Annotated in this window: 18 protein-coding genes and 1 tRNA gene (1 of these 19 only partly in view); 9 read left to right on the top strand and 10 right to left on the bottom strand. The window is 72.3% G+C overall.

All coding sequences use genetic code 11. The features are described 5' to 3' along the window. Positions 1–1,375, top strand: partial view of a biosynthetic peptidoglycan transglycosylase gene (locus tag WME75_RS12815; protein ID WP_437490115.1) — the 3' portion only. The gene continues 1,001 nt to the left of window position 1, outside the view; 1,375 of the gene's 2,376 nt are visible here — the last part of the coding sequence; its start codon lies off the left edge, out of view; its stop codon occupies positions 1,373–1,375. 24 nt (positions 1,376–1,399) lie between these two features. Here WME75_RS12815 and WME75_RS12820 read toward each other — a convergent pair whose 3' ends face one another. From WME75_RS12820 to WME75_RS12830, 3 genes are all read right to left on the bottom strand, one after another. Beyond that, on the bottom strand, positions 1,400–1,942 hold the full coding sequence (locus WME75_RS12820) for a nucleoside deaminase (protein ID WP_437490116.1): 543 nt from the start codon (positions 1,940–1,942) through the stop codon (positions 1,400–1,402). A 34-nt stretch (positions 1,943–1,976) separates the two neighbouring features. Further along, positions 1,977–2,050, bottom strand: a tRNA-Arg gene (locus WME75_RS12825). 840 nt (positions 2,051–2,890) lie between these two features. Next, complete coding sequence (locus tag WME75_RS12830; RefSeq protein WP_437490117.1) at positions 2,891–3,322, bottom strand: hypothetical protein; 432 nt, start codon at positions 3,320–3,322, stop codon at positions 2,891–2,893. Positions 3,323–3,550: 228 nt separating this feature from the next. Here WME75_RS12830 and WME75_RS12835 point away from each other — a divergent pair, with 228 nt between their 5' ends. The 5 genes from WME75_RS12835 to WME75_RS12855 all read left to right on the top strand — a co-directional run bounded on the left by WME75_RS12835 (position 3,551) and on the right by WME75_RS12855 (position 11,333). After that, complete coding sequence (locus tag WME75_RS12835; protein ID WP_437490118.1) at positions 3,551–4,405, top strand: redoxin domain-containing protein; 855 nt, start codon at positions 3,551–3,553, stop codon at positions 4,403–4,405. A gap of 35 nt (positions 4,406–4,440) precedes the next feature. Next, positions 4,441–5,844 carry a VWA domain-containing protein gene (locus tag WME75_RS12840; protein ID WP_437490119.1) on the top strand — a complete coding sequence of 468 codons (1,404 nt, stop codon included), beginning with the start codon at positions 4,441–4,443 and terminating at the stop codon, positions 5,842–5,844. A 16-nt stretch (positions 5,845–5,860) separates the two neighbouring features. After that, positions 5,861–7,393 carry an acyl-CoA carboxylase subunit beta gene (locus WME75_RS12845; RefSeq protein ID WP_437490120.1) on the top strand — a complete coding sequence of 511 codons (1,533 nt, stop codon included), beginning with the start codon at positions 5,861–5,863 and terminating at the stop codon, positions 7,391–7,393. A 115-nt stretch (positions 7,394–7,508) separates the two neighbouring features. Continuing rightward, positions 7,509–9,947 carry a S8 family serine peptidase gene (locus WME75_RS12850; protein ID WP_437490121.1) on the top strand — a complete coding sequence of 813 codons (2,439 nt, stop codon included), beginning with the start codon at positions 7,509–7,511 and terminating at the stop codon, positions 9,945–9,947. 129 nt (positions 9,948–10,076) lie between these two features. Continuing rightward, positions 10,077–11,333 carry a pyridoxal phosphate-dependent aminotransferase gene (locus tag WME75_RS12855; protein ID WP_437490122.1) on the top strand — a complete coding sequence of 419 codons (1,257 nt, stop codon included), beginning with the start codon at positions 10,077–10,079 and terminating at the stop codon, positions 11,331–11,333. On the opposite strand, the gene WME75_RS12860 is transcribed toward WME75_RS12855, so the two are convergent. The 4 genes from WME75_RS12860 to WME75_RS12875 all read right to left on the bottom strand — a co-directional run bounded on the left by WME75_RS12860 (position 11,320) and on the right by WME75_RS12875 (position 15,045). After that, positions 11,320–12,951, bottom strand: a complete 1,632-nt coding sequence (locus WME75_RS12860; protein WP_437490123.1) for a L,D-transpeptidase — start codon at positions 12,949–12,951, stop codon at positions 11,320–11,322. The two genes, WME75_RS12855 and WME75_RS12860, sit on opposite strands and share 14 nt — an antisense overlap. An 84-nt stretch (positions 12,952–13,035) precedes the next feature. After that, the gene (locus tag WME75_RS12865) at positions 13,036–13,194 is read right to left on the bottom strand and encodes a hypothetical protein (RefSeq protein ID WP_437490124.1); all 159 of its coding nucleotides are present in this window, start codon (positions 13,192–13,194) and stop codon (positions 13,036–13,038) included. Between the two features lie 184 nt (positions 13,195–13,378). Next, positions 13,379–14,113: an AgmX/PglI C-terminal domain-containing protein gene (locus tag WME75_RS12870; protein ID WP_437490125.1), complete on the bottom strand. Its 735-nt coding sequence runs from the start codon at positions 14,111–14,113 to the stop codon at positions 13,379–13,381. 86 nt (positions 14,114–14,199) lie between these two features. Next, entirely contained in the window at positions 14,200–15,045 is an 846-nt protein-coding gene (locus WME75_RS12875; protein WP_437490126.1) for a metallophosphoesterase family protein, read from the bottom strand. A 233-nt stretch (positions 15,046–15,278) separates the two neighbouring features. On the opposite strand from WME75_RS12875, the gene WME75_RS12880 reads away from it, so the two are divergent. Further along, positions 15,279–16,802 (top strand): cyclic nucleotide-binding domain-containing protein, encoded by a 1,524-nt coding sequence (locus tag WME75_RS12880; RefSeq protein ID WP_437490127.1) that lies wholly within the window; start codon positions 15,279–15,281, stop codon positions 16,800–16,802. A 60-nt stretch (positions 16,803–16,862) separates the two neighbouring features. On the opposite strand, the gene WME75_RS12885 is transcribed toward WME75_RS12880, so the two are convergent. Next, complete coding sequence (locus WME75_RS12885; protein ID WP_437490128.1) at positions 16,863–18,863, bottom strand: DUF1565 domain-containing protein; 2,001 nt, start codon at positions 18,861–18,863, stop codon at positions 16,863–16,865. A gap of 777 nt (positions 18,864–19,640) precedes the next feature. On the opposite strand from WME75_RS12885, the gene WME75_RS12890 reads away from it, so the two are divergent. Further along, positions 19,641–20,012, top strand: coding sequence for a hypothetical protein (locus WME75_RS12890; RefSeq protein WP_437490129.1), 372 nt, complete (start codon positions 19,641–19,643; stop codon positions 20,010–20,012). A 195-nt stretch (positions 20,013–20,207) separates the two neighbouring features. Here WME75_RS12890 and WME75_RS12895 read toward each other — a convergent pair whose 3' ends face one another. Together WME75_RS12895 and WME75_RS12900 are read right to left on the bottom strand one after the other, a co-directional pair. Further along, complete coding sequence (locus WME75_RS12895; protein ID WP_437490130.1) at positions 20,208–20,642, bottom strand: hypothetical protein; 435 nt, start codon at positions 20,640–20,642, stop codon at positions 20,208–20,210. A 227-nt stretch (positions 20,643–20,869) separates the two neighbouring features. Next, positions 20,870–21,607: a hypothetical protein gene (locus WME75_RS12900; RefSeq protein ID WP_437490131.1), complete on the bottom strand. Its 738-nt coding sequence runs from the start codon at positions 21,605–21,607 to the stop codon at positions 20,870–20,872. Between the two features lie 112 nt (positions 21,608–21,719). Between WME75_RS12900 and WME75_RS12905 the strand changes: the two genes are divergently transcribed. After that, positions 21,720–22,763: a 3-oxoacyl-ACP synthase III family protein gene (locus WME75_RS12905; protein ID WP_437490132.1), complete on the top strand. Its 1,044-nt coding sequence runs from the start codon at positions 21,720–21,722 to the stop codon at positions 22,761–22,763. The last annotated feature ends 31 nt before the right edge of the window (positions 22,764–22,794 follow it).

Below are 22,794 nucleotides of genomic sequence, written 5' to 3' on the forward strand. Positions count from 1 at the left end.
CCGGCTTCGCGTGCCCATCAGCGACGCAAAGGAGACCCCGCAGGAGATCGTCGCCGACGTGCAGGGGGGGCCCATCTGGCTCTCGACCCTCGGCGTTCACGAGGGCGACATGGGGCTGTTCGATGTGGCGCGGACCTCGATCGTGAGCCGCGCGCGGGTCGTCCTGTCGGCGGACGGTCAGACACTGGGCGTCGACGGCGAAGGGAGGCTGAAGAACCTCTCCCTGCGGAGCACGGCCCTGGCGGACGAGCCCATCGCCGGGCTCGATCTGGCGTGGCGAGCCAAGGCGAACGGCAAGCTCGACGGGTCCAAGCTCGTCGCCGAGGACGCCGAGATCGATCTCGGCGCGCTGAGGCTGATCGCGCGCGGCGAGTACGAGCACGCCGGGGCTTCGCACCGGGTTCGAGGCAGCTTCGAGGTGCCTCTCTCGGCGTGCCAGTCGATGCTGGACTCGGCCCCCAAGGGGGTCGTGGCGAAGCTCCACGGCATGAGGCTCGCCGGCTCGTTCGGGATCGAAGGGAAGCTCCGCTTCGACACCGCCAACCTGGATCGGACCTTCGCGCTGGACTGGGGGGTCTCCAACACCTGCCGCGTGACGGAGATGCCGCCGGAGCTGAGCGTCGACCGCTTCAAGCGCGCGTTCCGGCGTCTGGTCTACGGGCCAGGCCGCCAGCGCGTCGAGATCGAGTCGGGGCCGGGGACCGCCGAGTGGGTGCCCTACGAGGACATCTCCCGCTTCATGGAGGTCGCCGTGCTGACCACGGAGGACGGCGGCTTCCATCGGCACCACGGGTTCGACGAGGAGGCCATCAAGAACTCGATCCGCGAGAACCTCCGGAAGAGGCGGTTCGTTCGGGGCGCGAGCACCGTCAGCATGCAGCTCGCCAAGAACCTCTACCTCGAGAGGACCAAGAGCGTGGCGCGCAAGCTCCAGGAGACCCTGCTCACGATGTACCTCGAGCAGGAGCTCACCAAGGAGCAGATCATGGAACTCTACCTGAACGTGGTGGAGTTCGGGCCGCTGGTCTACGGCATCGGCGCCGCCGCGCGGCACTACTTCAACGCGTCGGCGGCGCAGCTCTCGCTCGGGCAGGCGCTCTACATCGGGTCGATCCTGCCCAACCCGAGCGTGCAGCACTTCAATGCCAGCGGCGAGGTTACGCCCGCGTGGAGCGGGTACCTGCGCAAGCTCATGCAGATTGCGCACAGGCGCCATCGGATCTCCGACGAGGAGCTCGAGAAGGGGCTCCAGGAGACGGTCGTGCGAGGCTCCCCCGCGCCCCATCTTGCGCCCCGGCAACCCACCGGGGAGGGCAGCGAGGCCGCCGACGAGCGGCCAGAAGAGGAGCAGGGCGGCGCCTGGATGGCGCCCTGACCCGCGCCCGGGCGGGCCTGGACGTCAGCGCCTCTGGGCAGCGGTCCGGAGCTTCGCGAAGAACGCGCGGAGCAGGGCGGCGCACTCGTCCGCGAGCACGCCCGAGGTGACCGCAAAGCGATGGTTGAGCCGGGTGTCGCGCCCGATCGCGAAGAGCGTGTCGACCGCTCCTGCCTTCGGGTCCGGACAACCGTAAACGAGCCGCGCGATCCGGGCATTGACGAGCGCGCCCGCGCACATGGGACACGGCTCCAACGTCGCGTAGACCGTCGCCCCTTCGAGCCGCCACCGACCCAGCTGCCTTGCCGCGGCCCGCAGCGCGTCCACCTCGGCGTGCCCGGTCGGATCCTGATCGATCTCGCGCCGGTTACGGCCGCGCGCCAGCACGACCCCCTCCGCATCGACGATGAGCGCTCCCACGGGCACGTCGCCGGCAGCTGCCGCAGCTTCGGCCTCCGCGAGCGCCTCGCGCATCCGCAGCGCATCAATGCCGCCGGCACCCTCGTCGCTGGCACCCTCCGATCGCGGTACGGCGGAGAAGAGCACATCGGCTCCGTCATCCATCATGACGGTCTCAGAATCTGTCACACAACCGATCAGGCGCGCCCAGGAAGATTCGAACTTCCGACCCCCGGCTTCGTAGGCCGATGCTCTATCCAGCTGAGCTATGGGCGCTCTGGTGAAGACAAGCAGCACGACGTGGCTACGCCACCGCGCTCCTCGCGTCGCGCTCGTTTGCGCGAAGTGAGTGCCGGCGTTTATACGCCCCCGAGCGGCCTGTCAAAGGAAAAGTGATCGGAGCCTGAGGGCGCTCGCTCAGGTGCGTGACTTTCGCGGGCAAATGTCGCTCTTTTCGCCGCTCCCTCGGGTTGCTCTGCTCCCGCCTCGTGGCGGGCCATGTCCCCATGGCGGAGCTCGCCTTTGTCGTTGAGCCGTCCGCCCGACCGAGCGAGCGAGCGAGCGAGCGAGCGGTCCGCGCAGTCCCCTCGTCGGCGATGCGCACGGAGCCGGCCGCCGGGGCAGCCGACCGGAGGACAAAAACAATGGCGCGCGGCGATTCCATCACGGAACGGCCGCGCGCTCTCACACGCTCTCGAAGGCAAGCGAAGCTCTGAAGCGCTAGAAGGGGCGAGCAGGCCAAGCAGACAGAACGGTAGAAGGCGTAAGCCAAGCAGCAGCTGAGCGATGGACGAGGCGAAAGAGCGCCAGCTGAACGACCAAGCGCAAGCTAATGAGGCCCGTCAGGAGGGAGGAGGACCGCGACACGCTGCAGCCCACAGCGAAGAACACGGTCAATTCCGCCTTGAGCAGCCTCCGTGCCATTTCGCCGCGTCGACCCCGGTGCGCGCTCGGCACGGAACGTCCGGCGGAATAATCACGTTTCACCGCGGTTTCTTCGGTGGTCACGGAATCCCCTCCAACGAGAGCTCGGGCGGCGATGTCGCGCTGGACGCCATGCTTCGCAATCTTTGCGGAGTTGAGCCACCGGCTGCCAGCGGGTTGCGATGCGACGCGTTATCGCGGGCCTCCGAAGAGACGATCGTGCGGGGCGTCTGCATGGCAACGTTTGCAGAGGGGTAAGGCGCCGCGGTGGGTGGACGTGCCCTGCGGTGTGAGGACGAGGTACTCCCAGTCGCCGCCGTCAGGGTCGTAGCCGGTCGAGCGCTTCACCATGGCGAGCAGCGTCACCGGCTCCGACGCGCCCGCCGGGTAGTGGAGCTCGACGACGGCCGCGCCGGGCGGGAGAACGCGAGCCGGGCCGAGCGCCGGGTAGGGAGCGGCGGCCGCGTTGATCCGCACCTCGGCTTCCATCTCGCCGGTGAAGTGCTGGGAACGAGCCCGGCCCGTGGCAAGCGTGAAGCTCGCGAGCTGGCCGGCAAGCTCCCAGGCCGACGGCGCCGCGGGCGCAGGCGCCGCGGGCGCAGGCGCAGCGGGCGCAACGGCCAACGCGCGCGGCTCGACGGCGGGGCTGGAGCCGCGCCCGATCCACGCCGTTGCCCCCTCGGGGTGCGTCCGGGAACGCGTCGGCGCACACCCGAGCGGCAAGGGAGCCCACCCCCAGGGGGACCGCGCCTCCGTCGAGAGCATCGGCAAGGCCAGGGCCGCCGCAGCGAGCGCGCTCCACGCAGAGAGGCGGGGTCGGGACCGCACCGGTCGAGATGCTACACTGCCAGGATGCACCTGGCCCCTTCCAGGCGAGGCCGCGCCTGGCGCGCCCTCTTCGCTGCGACGCTTGTCGCGCTGTCGGGCGCCGCGCTGATGGGAGGTGCCTCACAGGCGGCCGCCGAGGAGGCGTCCCGCCGCGCCTGGCTGGGCGTGGAGCTGGAGCCCGGGCCGGCCGGGGGGGTGCTCGCGAAGCACGTCGTCACCAGCTCGCCGGCGGCCAAGGCCGGCATCGTGGACGGGGATCAGGTCGTCGCGGCGGATGGCGTCCCGCTCGAAGAACCGAAGCAGCTGGTCGCCCGTGTCGCGCTCAAGGGGCCAGGCAACGTGGTGAACCTCCGGATCCGGCGCGGCGGCCAAGAGCGGGACGTCACGCCGACGCTGGTGCCGTTCCCAGGGCGCGATCAGATCCTTCGCCTCGACAAGATCGGCACCTTCGCGCCCGCCTGGAAGCCGCTCGCCACCGTCGCGGGGGCCGTTCCGGCGAACGTCGGGGCCCTGCGTGGAAACGTGGTGCTGCTCGATTTCTGGGCCACGTGGTGCGCGCCGTGCCGCCTGATGGCCCCGCAGCTCTCGAAGTGGCACGCGACGTACGCCGCGCAGGGGCTTCGGGTCATCGGCCTGACGAGCGACAGCGTGGGCGTCGCGACGAAGACAGCGCAGGCCCTGTCCATGCGCTACGCGGTCGCCGCGGACGCCTCGGAGTCGACCTCCGCGGCGTACGGCGTCAACGCGCTCCCAACGATGTTCGTGATCGACAAGAAGGGCGTCATCCGCGATGTGGTGGTCGGGTACGACCCGTCCCGGCACGCCGAGATCGAGAAGCTCCTCAAGGCGCTGCTCGCGGAGCCTGCGCCGGCGCCGTAGCCGCCGCGGGGCCGCGCGGGACCGCTAGCTCCCCCATGCTCCTCTCCATCGACGAATTTCTATGGGCGCTGCGGCGCGACGGCTTCGCGGTGTCGACGGCGCAGGCCATCGACGTCGCGCGCGCGTGCGCCCTCGTCGGGTTCGGCGACCGCGCGCGGCTGCGGGACACCATCGGCGCGGTGGTCGTCGAGCGCGCCGCCGATCTCCGCCGGTACCACGCCTCCTTCGACCGCTTCTTCTCACCGGAGGGCGAGCACGTCGGCGACCTGTGGGCGCGCCTGCGGGAGCGCGGGTTCTCGGACGGGGAGCTCTCGGCCCTGCGCGATCTGCTGAGCGCGGCCGCGGAGCGGAGCGGCGCGTTCGGCGACGCGATCGGGTTCCAGGCGCTCGCGGGGACCGCAGGGGAGCTCGACCAGGCGCTCCGGTCGGCGGGGATCGCGCGCGTGCTCGCGCCGATGACGAGCTCGCTCCAGGTCGGGTTCTTCGCGCAGCGGGTGATGGATCAGCTCGGGGTACCGGCCGTCGCCGGTGCGCTGCGGAGGATCCGGAGCGCGCTCGAGGAGGCGCTCGGCGAGGATCGGGGGAAGGCGCTCGCCGAGGCGCTCGCCGCCGAGATGGAGCGGATGCGGCACCGCGTGCGCGAGCACGTGACGCTGGCGCTCCGGCGCCTCGAGGGGGAAGAGCCCGCGGCCCTCGGCCGCATGGACGTGCCGTTCGCCTCGCTCAGCGAAGGCGAGATGGACGAGGTGCGTCGCGCCGTGAGGGCGCTGTCCCAGAGGCTCCGGGGCGCCGAGCGGCTCCGGAGGCGCCGGGCGCGGCGCGGCAGGATCGATCCGCACCGGACGCTGCGGCGCAGCCTCCAGACCGGCGGCGTGCCCTTCCAGCCGGCCCGGCGGGCGCGCCGGCGCGACAAGCCGCGCCTCATGGTCCTCTGCGACGTGTCGGACTCGGTCCGCGTCGCCGCGCGCTTCATGCTCGAGTTCGTCTGCGCGGCGCAGGAGCTCTTCGACCGGACACGATCGTTCGTCTTCGTGAGCGAGCTCGCCGAGACGACCGAGCTCTTCGCGGCGATGCCGGCGAGCGCGGCGCTCGAGCGCATCCAGCGCGGCGAGGTGGTGAGCCGCGCGCACAACTCGAATTACGGGCGCGCTCTCCTCGCCTTCGAGGAGCGGTACGGGCGTGACGTGGACCGGCGGGTGACCCTCGTGATCCTGGGCGACGGGCGCACGAACTACTTCGCGGACGAGGCGGAGGCCGTCAGGAGGCTCCGCGACCGGGCGCGGGCGCTGCTCTGGCTGTGCCCCGAGGGGCCCGGCGCCTGGGGGACGGGAGACAGCGCAATGCTGCGCTACGCCGCAGCGTCGACCAAGGTGCTGGTGGCCCGGACCGCGCGGGAGCTCGAAACGGCGGCGCGGGAGGTGGTCGCCCGGCGCGCTTAGGGCTATGGGTCGCGCCATGTCGCTCGATCAGAAGCTGAGGGAGCTCACGGCGCGCATCGAGAAGGGGGGCGCGCAGAAGTACCACGACAAGAACGCGGAGCAGGGCAAGCTGTTCGCGCGGCAGCGCGTCGCGCTGCTCCTCGATGAAGGGAGCTTCATCGAGGATGCGGCGCTCGCCAACGCCGTGGATCCCGAGCTGCCGGCCGACGGCGTCGTCACGGGCACCGGCACCATGGGCGGACGCCCCGTCTGCGTGATGGCGAACGACTCGACGGTGAAGGCAGGCTCGTGGGGTCGCCGCACCGTCGAGAAGATCCTGCGCGTGCAGGAGACCGCGCGGCGCCTCCGGTGCCCGCTGCTCTACCTCGTCGACTCCGCGGGGGCGCGGATCACCGACCAGATCGAGATGTTCCCCGGGCGGCGCGGCGCGGGCCGCATCTTCTACAACCAGGTCGAGCTGAGCGGCATGGTGCCGCAGATCTGCCTGCTGTTCGGCCCGTCGGCGGCGGGGGGCGCGTACATCCCGGCGTTCTGCGACGTCGTGTGCATGGTCGAGAGCAACGCGAGCATGTACCTGGGCTCGCCGCGGATGGCGGAGATGGTGATCGGCGAGAAGGTCACGCTCGAAGAGCTCGGCGGCGCGCGCATGCACTGCTCGGTCTCGGGGTGCGGGGACGTGCTCGTGAAGACCGAAGAGGAGGCGATCGCGTTCGCGAAGCGCTACCTCGCGCTGATGCCGCAGAGCTCCGCGGAGGCCTCGCCCCGCGTCGAGCCGAGACCGGAGAAGCCAGGGCAGCGGCCGCTCGAGGAGGTGATCCCCGCCGACGAGAACAAGCCATTCGACATCATGGCCGTGATCGACGCGGTCATCGACGAGGGCAGCTTCGTCGAGATCAAGAAGCTCTACGCGAAGGAGATCGTCACGGGGCTCGCGCGCATCGAGGGGCGCGCGGTCGGGATCGTCGCGAACCAGCCGAAATACAAGGGCGGCGTGCTGTTCGTGGACTCGGCCGACAAGGCCGCGCGGTTCATCTGGCTGTGCGATGCCTTCAACATCCCGCTGCTGTACCTCGCCGACGTGCCCGGCTTCATGATCGGGACGGTCGTCGAGAGGCAGGGGATCATCCGGGCCGGCGCGAAGATGATCGCCGCGGTGAGCGAGGCGACCGTGCCGAAGCTTTCCGTCGTTGTGCGCAAGGCGTACGGCGCCGGGCTCTACGCGATGTGCGGGCCGGCGTTCGCGCCGGACGAGTGCATCGCGCTGCCCTCGGCGTCCATCGCGGTGATGGGGCCGAGCGCCGCGGTGAATGCCGTTTATTTCAACAAGATCCAGGCGATCCCGGCGGGGCCCGAGCGCGAGGCGCTCGTCCAGAAGCTGCGCGACGAGTACCGCGCCGACGTCGACCTGGAGAAGCTCGCGAGCGAGCTCGTGATCGACGCGATCATCCCGACGGCGAACCTCCGCCGCGAGGTGGCGCGCCGCTTCGAGCGATACGCCGGCAAGGTCGAAGAGCGGCCGCGCAAGAAGCACCTCGTCCCGCCGGTGTGAGCGGCGCGCCCGCGCGTTGCGCGTGGCTCCGCGGCGCGATCCGGAGAGCGCGCCGCGAGGGCGGCGTGCTCCGCAGGCCCGGCCGCGTGGGAAGAAGGTGGTGTAGAGTCGTCGCGTGCTTGCCCGCAGGCTCCCGCTCCCCCTGGCGCTGCTCGGCCTCGCTCTCGCGGCGGGGGATGCGCGCGCCGACGTCCCGGCCCCGGCGGTGGCGCGCCTGCTCAGCTCGCGCCTTGGCCGGCACCCGCTCGCCGATCCGCGCGGGCGCATCCCCGTGCTGGTGCCGCTTCCCGCCGGCGCCGACGCGCGGTCGCTCGGGCTGCTCCCGGTCGCGCCGGGCTTCGGGACCGTCCGGCTCGCACCTGGCGACGTCGGCGCCTTCGCCGCCGCGCACCCGGAGCTCTCGCTGCTCACGGGACCGCCCCGACAGCCCCTCCTCGATCGATCCAAGCGGTGGATCCGCCTCGAGCCGTACCGGAAGGCCACCGGAGCGGACGGCAAGGGGGTGATCGTCGGCGTGGTCGATACCGGGATCGACGTGGCGCACCCGGATTTTCGGGACAAGAACGGCAAGACACGGATCCAATGGGTGCTGCAGGCCGGGCGCCCCAGAGGGGTGCACGAATCGCTCGAGCAGCACTACGGGTGCGATGACCCGGAGCAGTCCTCGTGCGCGATCTTCTCCGGCGCCGACATCGACGCCCTGCTCGCGCAGGGGGATACGGGCATCCTCCGCGACATCGCGGGGCACGGTACGCACGTGGCCTCCATCGCGGCGGGCAACGGCGGGCCGATGCTCCCGAAGCTGTCGCGGTACGTCGGGGTGGCGCCCGCCGCGACCCTGATCATCGCCGCACCGTCGCGGCCCGGTGAGGGCTTCGAGGATCCGGACATCCTCAACGCGGTGAGGTTCATCTTCGATCGCGCCGAGGAGCTCGGCATGCCGGCGGTCGTCAACCTGAGCGTCGGCAGCGACTTCGGGCCCCACGACGGGACGAGCCCGCTCGAGGCAGGGCTCGCCGCGATGGTCGGTGACGCTCACCCGGGACGCGCGATCGTCGTCGCCGCCGGCAACAGCGGCGCGATGTACGAGCTCGACGGCGAAGGACCGATGGGGATCCACACCGAGGCGCACGTCTCGAAGTACGGCGAGACGCGCGTGCGCATCCGCACGCCGAGCGCGTCGAACGGGCAGGGGTACGTCTGGATCACCTTCAGGCCCGGGGACGAGGTGTCGGTCGGCCTCGAGGGGCCGGGCGGGGAGACGTGGATCGGCCTGGTCGAGCCCGGAGAAGACGCCGGCTACACAAGCGACGACGGCGAGACGACCGGCGCCGTGATCAACCGGCTCGCGAACGGGAAGTCGCCCATCACGGCGGACACGAACAGCGCCGTCGTGGCCTTCAGCGGGGCGTGGAAGGCGGGCGAGTTCGCGATCCGCCTGCAAGGCCGCGGGGACGCGCAGCTCTGGGTGACGGGGCTCGGCGACGTCTCGGTATCGCACGATCTCGGGCTCCAGTTCACGCGCGGCATCCAGCAGGGGACGATCAACGTGCCCGCGAGCCACCCCGGCCTGCTCGCCGTGGGATGCACCATCAACCGCGTCCGCTGGGAGCCGTACGAGAGCTCCACGATCGTGCGCTTGGCGAGCCTCGACGGCGAGGCGATCGAGGAGGGTAGCGCCTGCTACTTCAGCGCGACCGGCCCCACGCCGTTCGGGGTGGCCAAGCCCGAGATCAGCGCGCCCGGCGGCCTGGTCGCAGCCGCGATGGGGAGCGAGGTCGACCCGCGTGACGGACCCGGAGGGCTGTTCGATACGCCCGGGTGCCCCGACAACACGCCCTGCTTCGTCGTCGACGACTACCACGCGATCGCGTCGGGCTCGTCGATGGCGGCGCCGCAGGTCGCAGGCGCGATCGCGCTCCTCTTCCAGAACAACCCGAACCTGAGCCAGGTAGAGGTCACGGAGGTGCTCCAAGCCGGCGCGCGGCGCGCGGAGGACGCCGAGCCGTTCGACGCGCAGCTCGGGCCCGGCGTGCTCGATCTGGAGGGCGCGCGCCTCGCGCTGGAAGCCGCCGAGACCGGGGACACCGCGCCGGCGCTCGACAAGAGCTGGTACGTCCTGTCGAGCACCTACGCGAGACCCGACCCGTCCTGGCCGGTCTGGGGGACGATCGAGCTGCGGCGCGCGGACGGAGCCCCGGTGAGGGTCCCCGCCGACAAGCTCACGGTCGCGCTCCGCGGCGGGGTGATGCACACGCCGCTCAGAGAGGTGCGCCGCGGGCTGTGGCGGTTCGCGGTCGCAGCGCCGCGCGGCTCCGGCGGAACCTCGCTGGCCGTCGACGTGCTCTACGACGGCGCCTCGCTCGGCGCGCACGAGCTCCCGGTCGGGAGCGACGTGTGGATGGCGAACGGGGAGCTCGAGGTAACGAGCGGCGCGTGCGCCTGCGCTGTCGCCGGTGCGGACCGCGCGCTGCCATCGAGCCGCAGCATCGCTGTCGGGCTCGCAGGCGCCCTCGCAGCGGCGTTCGCGGCGCGACGGCGGCGCCGCGGCTGAGCGCTCGACCTCGGCCGCAGGAGCTCGCGCCCGGCTGCAGTCCGGCGGCGTCCGTGTCACCGTGGCCGGGCAGACAGCAGGGCAGGGCAGACCACGACGACGATGGATCAAGGGACCATGGAGAGACAGGTGAGCGCAGATCGACCTCCCACGGCAGAGGCGGACACGGGGCGCATGCCGGCGCCGAGGCCGCTCCGGTTCGCGGCGCGCACCGGCTGGGATCTCTCGGAGAACCTGCTGGCGTCCGTCCTCGTCGAGGCCCGCCGGGCAGGGCGCGCGCTCGTCGACTTCACCGAGTCGAACCCGACGCGATGCGGGATCATCGAGACGGCTCCCCTCATCGCGCGGCTGGGCGAGCCGCGCGGCTCCAGGTACGCGCCGCTACCGCTCGGCGACCCCGCCGCACGCGCCGCGGTGTCGCGCTACTACCAGGAGCGCGGGCTCGACGTGGATCCGGCGGGCGTCGTGCTGACGGCCAGCACAAGTGAAGCGTACGGCTGGCTGCTCAAGCTGCTCGCCGAGCGCGGCGACGACGTGCTCGTCCCGGTGCCGTCGTACCCGTTGCTCGAGTACCTGGCCTGCCTGGAGGACGTCGCGCTCACGCCGTACCCGCTCCTCAAGGAAGAGGGGTGGCGCATCGATCTCGGCGCGCTGGAGCGCGCCGCCGGCGAACGGACGCGCGCGGTGGTGCTCGTCCACCCGAACAACCCGACCGGCTCCTTCGTGCGCCGCGACGACGCCGCGGCGCTCGAGGCGTGCGCGCGGGAGCGCGGCCTCGCGCTGATCGTCGACGAGGTCTTCGGCGATTACGCGCACGGAGACCTCGCTCAGGACCGCCTGCCGAGCTTCGCCGGAAGGCGGCAGGCGCTGACCTTCGTGCTGAGCGGGCTCTCCAAGGTGATGGCGCTACCGCAGCTCAAGCTCGGCTGGATCGCGGTCTCGGGGCCGCCGGAGCTCGCCGCCGCGGCGGTGGAGCGGCTCGAGATCATCGCCGATACCTACCTCTCGGTCGGCACCCCGGTGCAGCTCGCGCTGCCGGAGATCCTCGCCGCGCAGGCGCCCGTCCAGCGCGCGATCCTGTCGCGCGTGCAGGCCAACCTGGCGGCGCTCGACGCGGCGATCGCGGCGCGCGCGGGGGGCGCGGTCCGGCGGCTTCCGATCGACGGCGGATGGTACGCGACGCTGGAGGTCCCGCGCGTGCACGACGAGGACGGCTGGGTCGAGCTCCTCGTGCGCGACGAGGGGATCATCGTCCACCCCGGCTACTTCTTCGACATGCCGCGCGACGGCTTCCTCGTGGTCGGCCTGCTGCTCGAGACGGAGGTGTTCGCGGAGGCCGCGCCGCGGCTCGTGGACCGGATGGCGCGCGCGATCAGCGGTGAATGAGGACGACCGTGGAGCGGCCGGCGTCGCGAGAGGCCCGCAGGCCGTGCCACCCCTCCGGAACCGGCGGGTCGGTCCAGGCGAACATCTGCCTCGCGTCGATGGGGGAGAGGTTGACGCAGCCGCCGCTCTTCAGCTCGCCCCAGGCGTCATGCCAGTACGCGCCGTGCAGCGCGTGAGGGCCGTGGAAGTTCTGCACGAACTGCACCTCGGAGTGGACGATGTTGTCGTTCGAGCTCGACACCATCGTCGCCGTCACGAACTTCCCGTCGATGCGGAAGCGCCCCGTCGGCGTCGCCGCGGTCTCGATGGCGGGGATGCCCTTCTGCGGGACGCCGCCGCGCCCCGGTGAGATGAGCGTCGCGAAGACCGGGGTGAGCTCCTCGTAGGCAACGAACCAGCCGCCGAGCACGCTGATCTCGATCCATTTGCGCGGCGGTGAGGCGGGCTCGTTCTCGCCCTCGAGCGGCGAGCGCTTCGCCGCCTCGATCACCACGGCGTCGTCCGCGTGCACGTAGACCCCCGGCTCCTGCGTCTCGAGGAACCGCTCGCCGTCCTCGACCTCGGCGCGGCTCGTGAGCCCGACCGAGGCGAGCCGCGCGAACGACGCGCCCATGGGCTCGAAGCGGCCGCCGGCGCCCCGCTGGTACTTCGGTCGATCGGCCTTGCGGAAGAACGCGAGCGGGAGCGAACGCTCGCCCTTCAGCCACACACCCTGGAAGCTCGAGCGCGGGTACGGCCTCAGCCGATCCTTCGGCATGTACGCCTGGTCCGACGTCACCACCCAGGTCCGATCCTGCGCGTCGAACACCCGGGTGAACGCCACCGTCGAGCCGTTCACGATCCTGTCGCGCCCCTCGCGCACGAGATCGCCGAAGGGAAACAGCGCCGGCGCGGCGACGCCCGCGGGCTTCAGATCGACCCCGACGAGGGACTGGTCGATCTCCCCGATGGCTTCGTCGCTCAACCCCTCGGCGGCGCGTACCTTCGCGGCGTTCGCGAGGTGCTTCTCGATGTCCCACTCGGAGCGCCGCTGCTCTTTCGCGCTCGGGAGCTGCCGGTAGCGCGGCGCGCCGGTCGACTCCGCGTAGTCGTAGGGCCACGGCGAGTCGATCCTGGGCGCGTGCGGCCGCAGCGCGGCGACGACCGGGTCGTTCGGGTCGACCGTGGCGCTGGCGCCGGCGCAGACGTAGCCCCGCGGCTCGACGGCGTACCACGCGTCGCAGCCCTCGCCGGGCGTCCGCGCGGCCTCGACGCTGCCGCCGCGGAGCGCGACGGAGCCGCCGAGCCCCAGGTAGCCGCTCCAGCCCCGTGTCGGGTACGGGCCGGGGTTGATCCAGGCAAACCGCGCCTTCGAGTGGATGCGCGCGCCTTCCTTCACCGCGCTCGGCGAGGGCGTCGCGCCGGCCTCCGCCTGGACCGGGGCGGGTGCCGTCGCGAGGTGCACCGCCTCGACGACCGCGGCGCGCGGCGCCTCGACGGCGGCGGCGCGCGGCGCGTCCGCCTCGAGCGAGGCCGGCGCCGCCAAGGCGGGGCTCTCTTCGGAACAAGCGGCGGTGCCCCCCGACGCGATCACGCACGCCAGGGCGGCGAGGAGCAAGGAGGAAGGTGAGCTAGCCATGCAAGCGGGAGAGACTACTTGCCGGAAGCCGCCGCGGACAAGCCAGCGGCGCCCGCGCCGCCCGCCTGTCCCAGGAGAACCGCCCTACAGCCTGCCGAGCACGGCCACGACGAGCAGGATCACCCCGACGAGCGCCACGGTGAGCATCATGAACCTCGTCAGCCGCGGCTTCAGCCACCTCCACAGGACGAGGCGAGCCACCTTCCACAAGAGCACCAGGATCTGCCGGAGGACCTTGCCCACGACTGGAGCGTAGCTCAGTCCCGTGGCGCGCGCCCCCAGCAAGGGCGGGAGATTTCGCGCCCGATGGACAGGCCCAGCGACAGCCCTCCGCGCCGGACGGGGCCGGGACACAGCGGCAGGCGGCGCGCTGGCCGGCCCCTCCGCCGGCGCGGGCCAGCGGGCGGGCGGACGGCTGCGAGCGGCGTCAGTCGATGTCGACGCTCACCTTCGAGGCGTAGCTGCCAGGGGAAGGGAAGGTGATCTCGCGGAGCGCGCCGGCGACACACTCGGCCGCCTCCTCGCCCCGTTCGTCGGCGCTGGAGACGCCCACGCTGAGCGGCTTGCCGTCGGTGTCGATGTAAAGCGTCGCCTTGAGCTGGGTGCCGCCCGCCTGGCTCCGGCAGGAGTTGAGCGCCGGCCGCGCCTTCTTGTACGGCGTCCCGAGCTGGTCGGGCGTCCACGGCACCGGCGGGCGCTCGTCGCTGCTCGGCTCGAAGGTGAAGCTGTTCTCCGCCAGGCCCTCTCCGCCGACCGGCTTCGGCCACCGCGCCGCCTTCAGGACGCCGAGCATGCACGTCTCGGTCTCGCGGTCTCCCAGGGTCGAGTCCTTCACGAACGCCCAGCGCGCCGTGCCCTCCTCGGTCACCCGGACCTTGAAGCGGATCTCGCCGCCGAGATAGGGGAGCCGCTGGACGCCCCTCTGATAGCAACGCGAGAGCCGCGGAGCGGCGCGCTCGAACGCCGCCTGCACCTTCTCCTCGTTCATGCCGCCGATCTCGGACCGCGAGTTCATCGTCGCGCGCGACGCCTCGATAGGCTCGGCGTCGCGCATCACCGGCGTCGCGGGCGTGGGGTCGGCGCCGCCGCAACCCGGGAGGGCCGCGAACGCCGAGACAGCAACGAGGGGGACCGTGTCCCTGAGCAAGCCAATGAATTTCATGATCCGGCGAGGACTCTATACGAGCCACGTCTCCGGCGAAAAGAGGGCGGTGAGGGGCACCGCGCCTCCAGTGCATGTGAGAGATTCTACGCCAGCGCGAACGCCGACGCGCCGCGCCGAACGCGCGTCCGATCCGAAAGAAGGCGCCCGTGACGCACACGGTAGAACCGCAGCGGAGAAGGTCCGTCGACGAGCGCCTGTGCGCCGAAGATGCGAGGAGGCGCGCCGGCGCGCACCGGCGCGTCATTTTCGCGGTGCGTGTGGCCGTGGATCACGTGAAGATGGTCGTGCTCGTGGAGCAGCGCCATGAGCTCGGCGCTGTTGATCAGCCCGTCCAGCCACTGCATCGCGCCGATCGAATGCCGGAGCGGCGGATGGTGCTGGGCGAGCACGAGCGCGTCGCCCGAGCGGCGCGTCTCGGCGGCGAGCGCGGCGACGCGCGAGAGCTCGCGGGCCGCGATCGCCCCCGCCGAGCGGGTCACCGGCTGCATCATGGCCGTCGACACCGCGGCCACGAGGGCCCCAGGGAGGGCGACCGCCGTCCCACGCCCGCTCGTGGCCGCGAAGGGGCGGAGACAGCCTCGAAGGGCGCGCTCCCACGCGTCGCTCCCGGCATACGCGTCGTGGTTGCCAGGCACCAGCGTGACGCGGGCCGGGTCCCAGCCGCTCTCCGCCAGCACCGCGGCGAGCACCTCGAACTGGGCAGGCGTCCCGTCTTCCGTGAGATCGCCGGTGAGCACCAGGTGGTCCGCCCCGCTCCGCCACGCCTCGACCAGCACGGCCAGGGCGCGACGGCGGCGTTGCGCTGCGTCGATGGGGCGGCCGAAGCTCAGATAACGAAGCCGCCACCGCTCGGCGCCGCGGCGGCGGTCGTGCTCCGCCTCGAGGAGATGAAAATCCGTGAGGTGCGCGATCGTCGTCATCGGCGCCATCGTGCGACCTGACCGACGTCGTTCCGGCGACATCGACGCAAGCTCTCGGCGACGCCCTCCGCCGCTGCGCGAAGCGCCCCGGAGCGCGCCGGGCGATCGCGGCGCGCTCCCGGCGACCTCGACAGGACGCGGCCCCGTCCGCCCTGCCGACGACGAGGCGCGCCATGACGCCCGCACGGCCCCCTCGCGACGCGATTGTGACAGGGGCCGGCGGCGCTCTACCATCGGCCGCCATGCGGGATGCCGCGACCATCTCGGACGTGCTCGTGCGGGTAGCGTCGTCGGGCGCCATCGGGATCGGCATCGCCGCCGCGCTGCTCCTCGCGCTGCGGCTGCTGATGCCGCCAGCGCAGCGCGGGAAGCTGCGCCTGCCGGTCGCGCTGCTCGGCCTCCACGTGGCAGCGCTGCTCGCCCGGCTCCCGCTCGATCCGACCTCGTCGCTTCGCGTGGGGCTCTCGGCCGTCGCGCTCTTCTTTCTCCTGACCGCGCTCGGTCGCGCCGCCTTCCTCCTCGTCGTCGACCTGATCTTCGTGGCGCGCCTCGGGCGGCCGATGTCCCGGATCATCCGCGACATCCTCCAAGGGCTCGTCTACGCGAGCGTCGCGCTCATCACGCTCCGCGCGGCGGGGGTCGAGCCGGGCTCGCTGCTCACCACCTCCGCGCTGCTCACCGCGGTGATCGGCCTGTCGCTCCAGGAGACGCTCGGGAACCTGTTCGCCGGGCTCGCGATCCAGGCGCAGCAGCCGTTCGAGGTGGGGGACTGGATCCAGATCGAGCCTGATCCGAGGCTCATCGGGCAGGTCATCGAGATCAACTGGCGCGCGACAAAGGTCCTCACCAACGATCAGATCGAGCTGACGATCCCGAACGGCGCGCTCGCGAAGAGCACGATCCGGAACTTCACGAAGCCCACCGTGACCGCGCGGCGGACGATCGAGGTGCGGGGCCCCTACGACGTGTCGCCGCGGCTCGTGGAGCAGGCGCTGCTCGGCGCGGTGGCCTCCGCGCCGGGGGTGCTGCTCGCGCCGCCGCCCTTCGTGCTCGCCGCGAGGTTCGACGAGAGCAGCATCGGCTACCAGGTCTGCTTCTTCACCGACGACTTCGCCCGCCGCGACCGCGTCGATTCGGATGTTCGTCAGCGGATCTGGTACGCGTTCCAGCGCGAGGGCATCGCGGTCCCGTTCCCAACCCGCACCGTCCGGATGGCCGAGACGTCGACCGAGTCGCAGGCGCGCAGCGAGGCCGACGAGCGGCAGCGCCGCCTGCAGTCGCTGCGCGTCGTCGACTTTCTCGCCGCGCTCCCGCCGCCGCTCCTCGACCAGCTCGCGAGGCTGTCGACGACCTGCAGCTACATGACCGGTGAGGTCGTGATCCGGCAGGGGGCCGCGGGGCACGAGCTGTTCATCGTGCAGTCGGGCGAGGTCTCGGTGATCGTGGGGCGCGAGGGGGGCAGCACGGCCGAGGTTGCGCGCCTCGGCCCGGGCAAGTTCTTCGGCGAGATGTCGCTGATGACCGGGGAGCGGCGCAGCGCGACCATCCAGGCGGTGAGCGATTGCGAGCTCGTGAAGGTCGACAAGGAGGCTTTCCACGAGATCCTGGCGGCGGCGCCGGGCCTCGCCGAGAAGATCACCGAGGTGCTGGTCGCGCGCCAGTCAGCGCTCGACGAGAACGTGTCGGTGCGCCGCGCCCGCGCCGGCGCGGAGGAGGCCAAGACGACCGCGCTCCTCGGCAAAATCCGGCAATTTTTCTCGCTTTAGTCACACGGCGGGGGCACGCGCCCCCGCCGCCCCACCGAGCAGTCACACGGCGGGGGCGCGTCACGGGGCGGGCGCGGCGCTGCTCGGGACGGGGAGAGCGCCGGCGGTGACACGATCGCTCTCCTGGTTGCCCTCGAAGGTGTTGTCCTGCGTGAGCTTCGGCGCCCGCGCGCCCTGCAGGACCAGGCCGAACCGGTTGCCCGTGGAGCGAGAGTGCGCGAGCGCGCCGTGGCTGTCGCTGAAGAGCAGCCCGGCGCGCGCGCAGCCCTCCGCCTGCACCGAGCTCACCTGCGCCGCCGAGCGGAGGACGAGGAGGCCGTCGCCAATGTCCGGTGCCGATCCCTCCTGCCCGTCGGCGCTCGAGGTGGAGAACGTCCCGCTCTCGACGCCCCGGATGACCGTGTCCTCCACCGTGCTCGGCGACGCGAGCAGCAGCATGCCCGCTACGCGGCTCTCCAGCACCGCCGACCTCCGGACGACGACCCCCGCCGCCCCGGCGCTCAGCAGGCCGATGCCGCCGGTGCCGTCGCGCTCCTCCGACAGCGCGCGCTCGATGAGGCTGTCCGTGAGCTCGAGCTCCGCGCCCCGGGACGCGCTCACGCCGGCGACATGGGCCTCCAGCACATACGTCGATGCCAGCGTGGCCCGCGCGCCCTGCACCACCACGCCGGCGGCGCGATCCCGGTGGATCGGGCGCGCGCGCGTGCCCGCGATGACCACGCCCCTGGCCGAGAACGTCCCGCCCGACACGAACACGCCCGCGTCGCCGGCCTGACGCACGAGGCTCGACGACAGCGAGAGCGCTCCGCCCCGCTGCTCGATGGCGTACCCGAGGCGGCCCTCCTCCGCGGCGGCCGCGCCCTGAAAGAGGGTCCCGGACACCTCGACCGCCGTGCCGGCGTCCGCGACCACGAGCTGCGCGTCGCACGCGCCGGACAGCACGCTGGACTCGAGCGTCGCGCGAGCGCCCTGCTCCACGATCACGTCGCCAGCCTCCAGCGCCCCCTCGGGCGGGGCGGCGATGAGGCTGCGCGTCGCCACGAGCTCGGCGCCGGAGCCCGTCACCAGCGCGCCCAGGCGGTGGTGGACGAGCGCGTTCGCGTCGAGCCGGAGCGCGCCCGCGTCGAGGAGCACGCCGACCGCGTCGCTCGTCTCCGTCTGCAGGGCGGTGGCCTCCAGCAGGTTGCCCTCCGCGACCACCTCCGCCGCCTCGGAGGTGATCCGCAGGCTGACCGTGCCGTCGACCAGCGCGTTCTCCGTGAGCCGCGCGCGCGCCCCGGATGCGACCAGCACGTTCGTCCAGAGATCGCCCGTGCCCTCGCCCGCCCACGACGCCTGGACCAGGCTGCGCGACATGTCGAGGCTCGCGCCCGGGAGCGCGACGACGACGCCGTTGCCGCTCCCGCCCGTCACGCGGACGTCGCGCACCGACACCTCCGCTGCCTGGATGAACAGCCCGATGGAAGGGCTGAGCACGCTCACGCCGCGCACGCCGGCGCCCTCGACATCATGAATCCAGACCGCGCTGACGTTGCCGCTCGGATCGCCCTGCTCGCCCCGGAGCACGACCCGGGACGCGCACCGCCCGACGAGCTCGATAGGCTTCATGATCTCGACCGGCTCGTCGTACTCGCCCTCGGCCAGGACGACGCGCCCCCCCGCCTGCACCGCCGAGAGCGCCCCCGCCAGCGTCGTGAACGGCCTGTCCCGCGACCCGTCGCCGTCCCCACCCGCGTAGGTCAGATCGACATGGATGTCGCCGGGCACCTCGACGACTGGGCCCCACGGCCCCGCGCCGCAGCCGTCTGGGCCGTCGATGGAGAGACACCCCCTCTGCGGGACTGCGAAGGTCCCTTCCGGGCATCTGGCCATGGTGGGATGACAGCCGCCGCCCTCCACGAACTCCGCCGCACAGCCGGGGATCCCGACGTCGACGCAACCCTCGTCCACCCTCGGGATCGTCCCGGGCGAACACTTCTCGAGCGCCGGACGGCAGAAGCCGTCCTCTCCGACGAAGTCGCCGGCGCAGCCCTGAATGCCCACCGAGACACATCCGCTCACGCCGCTGAGTTGCCCCGGTGCACACCCGGGTCCGCCGGCGTCATCCCCCGGCACGTGAGAATACGGTGGGAGCTCGGAGCCCTCGCAACCGAGGAGCGATGCGGCGCACAGGCTGACAGTGAAAGAGAAGAGACACAGGAGCGCTGAGAGTCCAAGCTTTGCGCACAACACCCCATCAACGTAGCAGATGAACCGATGCGCATGCCGGTAATGCGCTCTTTTCCTCGTCGCTCCCGGCCGCTCGAGACCGGACATTCACAGGCGTGACCCGGACAGCTGCACGTCGGCGCGCGCCCAGGCGTGCTCGAAGCGCTCGTGTGCGGCGGCTGCCTCCTCTTCCCTGCCCTGTGCGCGCAGGCTGTGCTCGAGGCCGCGGAGCGACCAGCCATTGTCTGGGTTCCGGGAGCGAGGCGATCTCGAGCAGGTCCTCTGCGCGGTTCCTGCCGATCGTGACGCCGGCGCTCTCGGACGAGCTCGCCCGGAGCGCCGCCGCCTCGCGCGCAGCGTCGACGGGGCGGTCATGGGTACGTCGCCGGAGCTCCGATCGACGCGGGCTCCGACGGTTGTCCATCCCCTCGCGGGGTCGCTTCGCCTCGGCCCCGCCCTCCGGCGTGAGCGCGGAGGTCGAGCCGGACGACGCGTCCTGCACGCGCGATTCCCGCCGGCCGGGAAGGCAGCGCACAGAGGCCACGGCGTGCGCCCGGGCCGATCGTCGCGCCCGCTGCATCAGCGCGGTGCGCGATGGACGGACGGCGCGACTTGCGGCAACCTCGAGGCATGAAGACGTGCAGAGATGAAGCTCTTCGCTGGGTTCACCGCTACGCGATCGGCGGCGCTGCGTTCGCCGCGCTCCCGCTCCCGATCTCGACGTCCACCGGGCTCGTCGCGATCGAGACCCACATGATGGCGATGGTCGGCGAGATCTACGGCGAGACCGTCGGATCCGTGGTGACGACCGCCGCAGGCGGGAGCTTCGCGATCCTCGGGCAAGGCTTGAAATTCCTCGTCACCCGGGCCGTCGGCTTCGTCCCCCTGATCGGGCCGGCCATCAAGATGGGCATCGCCGGGCTCACGATCGAGGCGATCGGCCGCGGCGTCGTGGTCCATTTCGAGCGCAAATACCCGGGCAAGCTCTTCCAGGAAAAGTGAGCTACCCGCGCGCGAGGGCCGCGCGCGGGACGGGGGCGCTGCGTGCGCGCAGCAGGCCATCGCGGCGCGCGCGACAAGCCGTCGCGGCGCGCGCAGCAGGCCGGGAGGCCCGCGCACGGCACGCAATGCGCCGACGCGCTGCGCCCCCGGATCGTCCGGGCACGCCGCGCGCCGCCGCGTCGCTATCGATGTCCGTCAGCTCTCGCAGCCGCTGCAGGCAAGGGGGCAGGTCCCGTTCACCGGCGCCTGGCAGTGCACGTCAGGCGCCTCGGCGCTGGTCCCGTAGTCGCAGCAGATCGTGCCGTCGGTGCAGCACGTCACCCCGCAGCAGATGCCCTCTTCGCACCCGAAGTCGGGGTCGCAGGGATCCTTGCACTCGCCCTGGATGCACGCCTGCGCCTCGGCGCAGCGCGTGCCGCACGAGCCGCAGTTGAGCGGATCGTTGGCCAGGTTGACGCAGGCCGGGCCACAGCACGAGAGCCCGGCCTCGCACGTGCACGCCATGCCTCCCGCGCCGCCCTCGCCGCCCGCGCTCGTCGTGGAGACGCTGGTGGTCGTCCCGACGTCCTCCCCGCCCGCGCCCCCGCCGGAGGAGCTCGATACGCTGATGTAGTTCGGCAGAACGTTCACGGTGCCCGGGTCAGCTTCACATCCAGCAACGGCGAACAACGCGGCCAACGACACCAATGCGATCACCCGATGACAGGGCATGAGCACCTCCAAACCAACCATGACACTACCACGGCGGGTCGCGGTCACACGAGGGGTATGGCGCAGGACGCTCGGCGCGCTGTATGCGCTGCGTCGCGCGGCGGGCGCCGCGCATGACGCGGGCGAACGCAGCAGCGCCTGCGACATCAGGGGTTGATGAGCTTGCAATCCGACAAGAGCCCCGCGTACCAGTCATCGGTCCGGTCGAGCCATGCGCCCTCGCTGGTCCAGCGGATGCCGGGCCGCTTCATCTTGCCTTCGACGGTGTAGGTGCACTTCACCGCAAACCGTGCGGACGGCAGCTTGCCCCCGGTGAGGGCGGGCTCGCTCCAGAGGCCGGCGGCGAGGAACTGGACGCGGTCGGTCGTGGTGTAAGGACGGAGCAGCTTCTTGTCGTCCGCATCCCCCTTGGACCAGCCCTTGGTGGCCGACTCGAACGCACAGTGCCGGCCGGCGACCTCCTCGGTCGACCAGCAAGCGAGCTCCTTGATGTCGCTGGACACCAGGGTGATCTCGACCTGCGCCTTGTCCCCGGGCTTCCACTTGGGGCCGGCCGCGCCGGGCGCGGGCTCGCGCCCGAAATAAGCGAAGGCCGCGGCCAGGCCGCCGATGATGATCAGGAACAGGATCATGCTCTTGCCGAGCGATCCGCCCTGCGGTTGGGTGGCCGCTCGCGGCCGCGCCCCGGGCTTCTTGCCCGCCGGGCGCCGGGCGGCGCTCGCCTGCTTCGCCGGGCGCGAGGCCCTGGCGGGGCTGGCGGGGGCCGCTGCGTCGGCGCGGCCCTCGCCGTCGTCCTCCTCCCTGCTGGTGTCCTGCGCGTCGGCCTCGCCGGAAGGTGCGTCGTCCGTGTCGGGGCGGTCTTTGTCTTCGGAGCTCGTAGCCATCGCGGCGCTTTATGTACCGGAGCGCGTCCGCGACTCAAGCATTCCGTGTACCGGGCCCGGCGCGCGGATCGCCGGTCCCAACGCGCAGCCCATGATGTAGGCTGCGCTCCCGATGACTTTCGATGCCAGAAATCCCCGCGCGCGCATCCTCGGCACAGGCCGGTCCCTGCCGCTTGCCGCCCCGGAGAGCGCCGCGCCCGCAGGCGCGCCGCCGGCGGACGGCGTGGCGCGCGACGCGAGCGCGGGCGGCGCGAGCGCGGGCGCGGCGGGCGGCGCGGGCCCGGGCGACGCGCGGCGCCGCGGCGCGGCCGGCGAGACGACGAGCGATCTGGCGACGAGGGCGGCGAAGGCGGCCCTCGACGCGGCCGGCCTCGGGCCGCGCGACCTCGAGATGATCATCCTCGCCACGTCGAGCGGCGACGCGCCGATGCCCGCGACGGCGGTGTACGTGCAGCAGAAGCTCGGCGCAGAGCTCATCCCGTCGTTCGACCTCTCCGCGTCGCTGACGGGTCTCCTCTACGGGCTGTCGGTGGCGAGCCAGTTCGTCATGGCGGGGACCATGAAGCACGTCCTCGTGATCGGCGCGGACCTGATCTCGCGCCGCATGGATCCGCGCGATCGGGCCTCGGTCCAGCTCCTCGGCGACGGCGCCGGCGCGGTCGTGGTCGGGCCGGCGGCCGGCGACGGGCGCGGGATCCTGAGCGTCAGCCTCCGGGCCGACGGGAAGAGGGCCGACGTGCTCCAGGTGCCCGGCGGCGGATCCGCGGAGCCGCTCACGCTCGAGCGGCTCGCCGACCGGCGGCAGTACCTGCGCGTGAAGCAGCCCGAGCTGCGGCAGGCGGCGGAGGAGCACCTCGGCGCGCAGGCCCTCGCGGCGCTCGCGGCGGCCGGGCTCGCGCCCGCGGACGTCGACTGGGTGATCCCGCACCACGCCGACCCCCAGCTCGCCGCGCACCTCGCCGATCGCCTCGGGTGCCCGCGGCAGCGCGTCCTGGGCGCGCTCGACGGCGAGGGCGCGGCCGGCGCCAACGCCGGCTCGGTCGCCATGGTGCTCGACGAAGCGCTCCGCGACGGGCGGATCCTGCCCGGGCATCACGTGCTGCTGTGCGCGCTCGGCGGCGGGCTCACGTGGGGCAGCGCGGTCGTCCGCATGTGATTCGACCGGGGCGAGGCCGAGCGCGGCCCGC

This window comes from Sorangium sp. So ce1014 (assembly GCF_051521505.1).
In the GTDB taxonomy this organism is placed as follows: Bacteria; Myxococcota_A; Polyangia; order Polyangiales; family Polyangiaceae; genus Sorangium.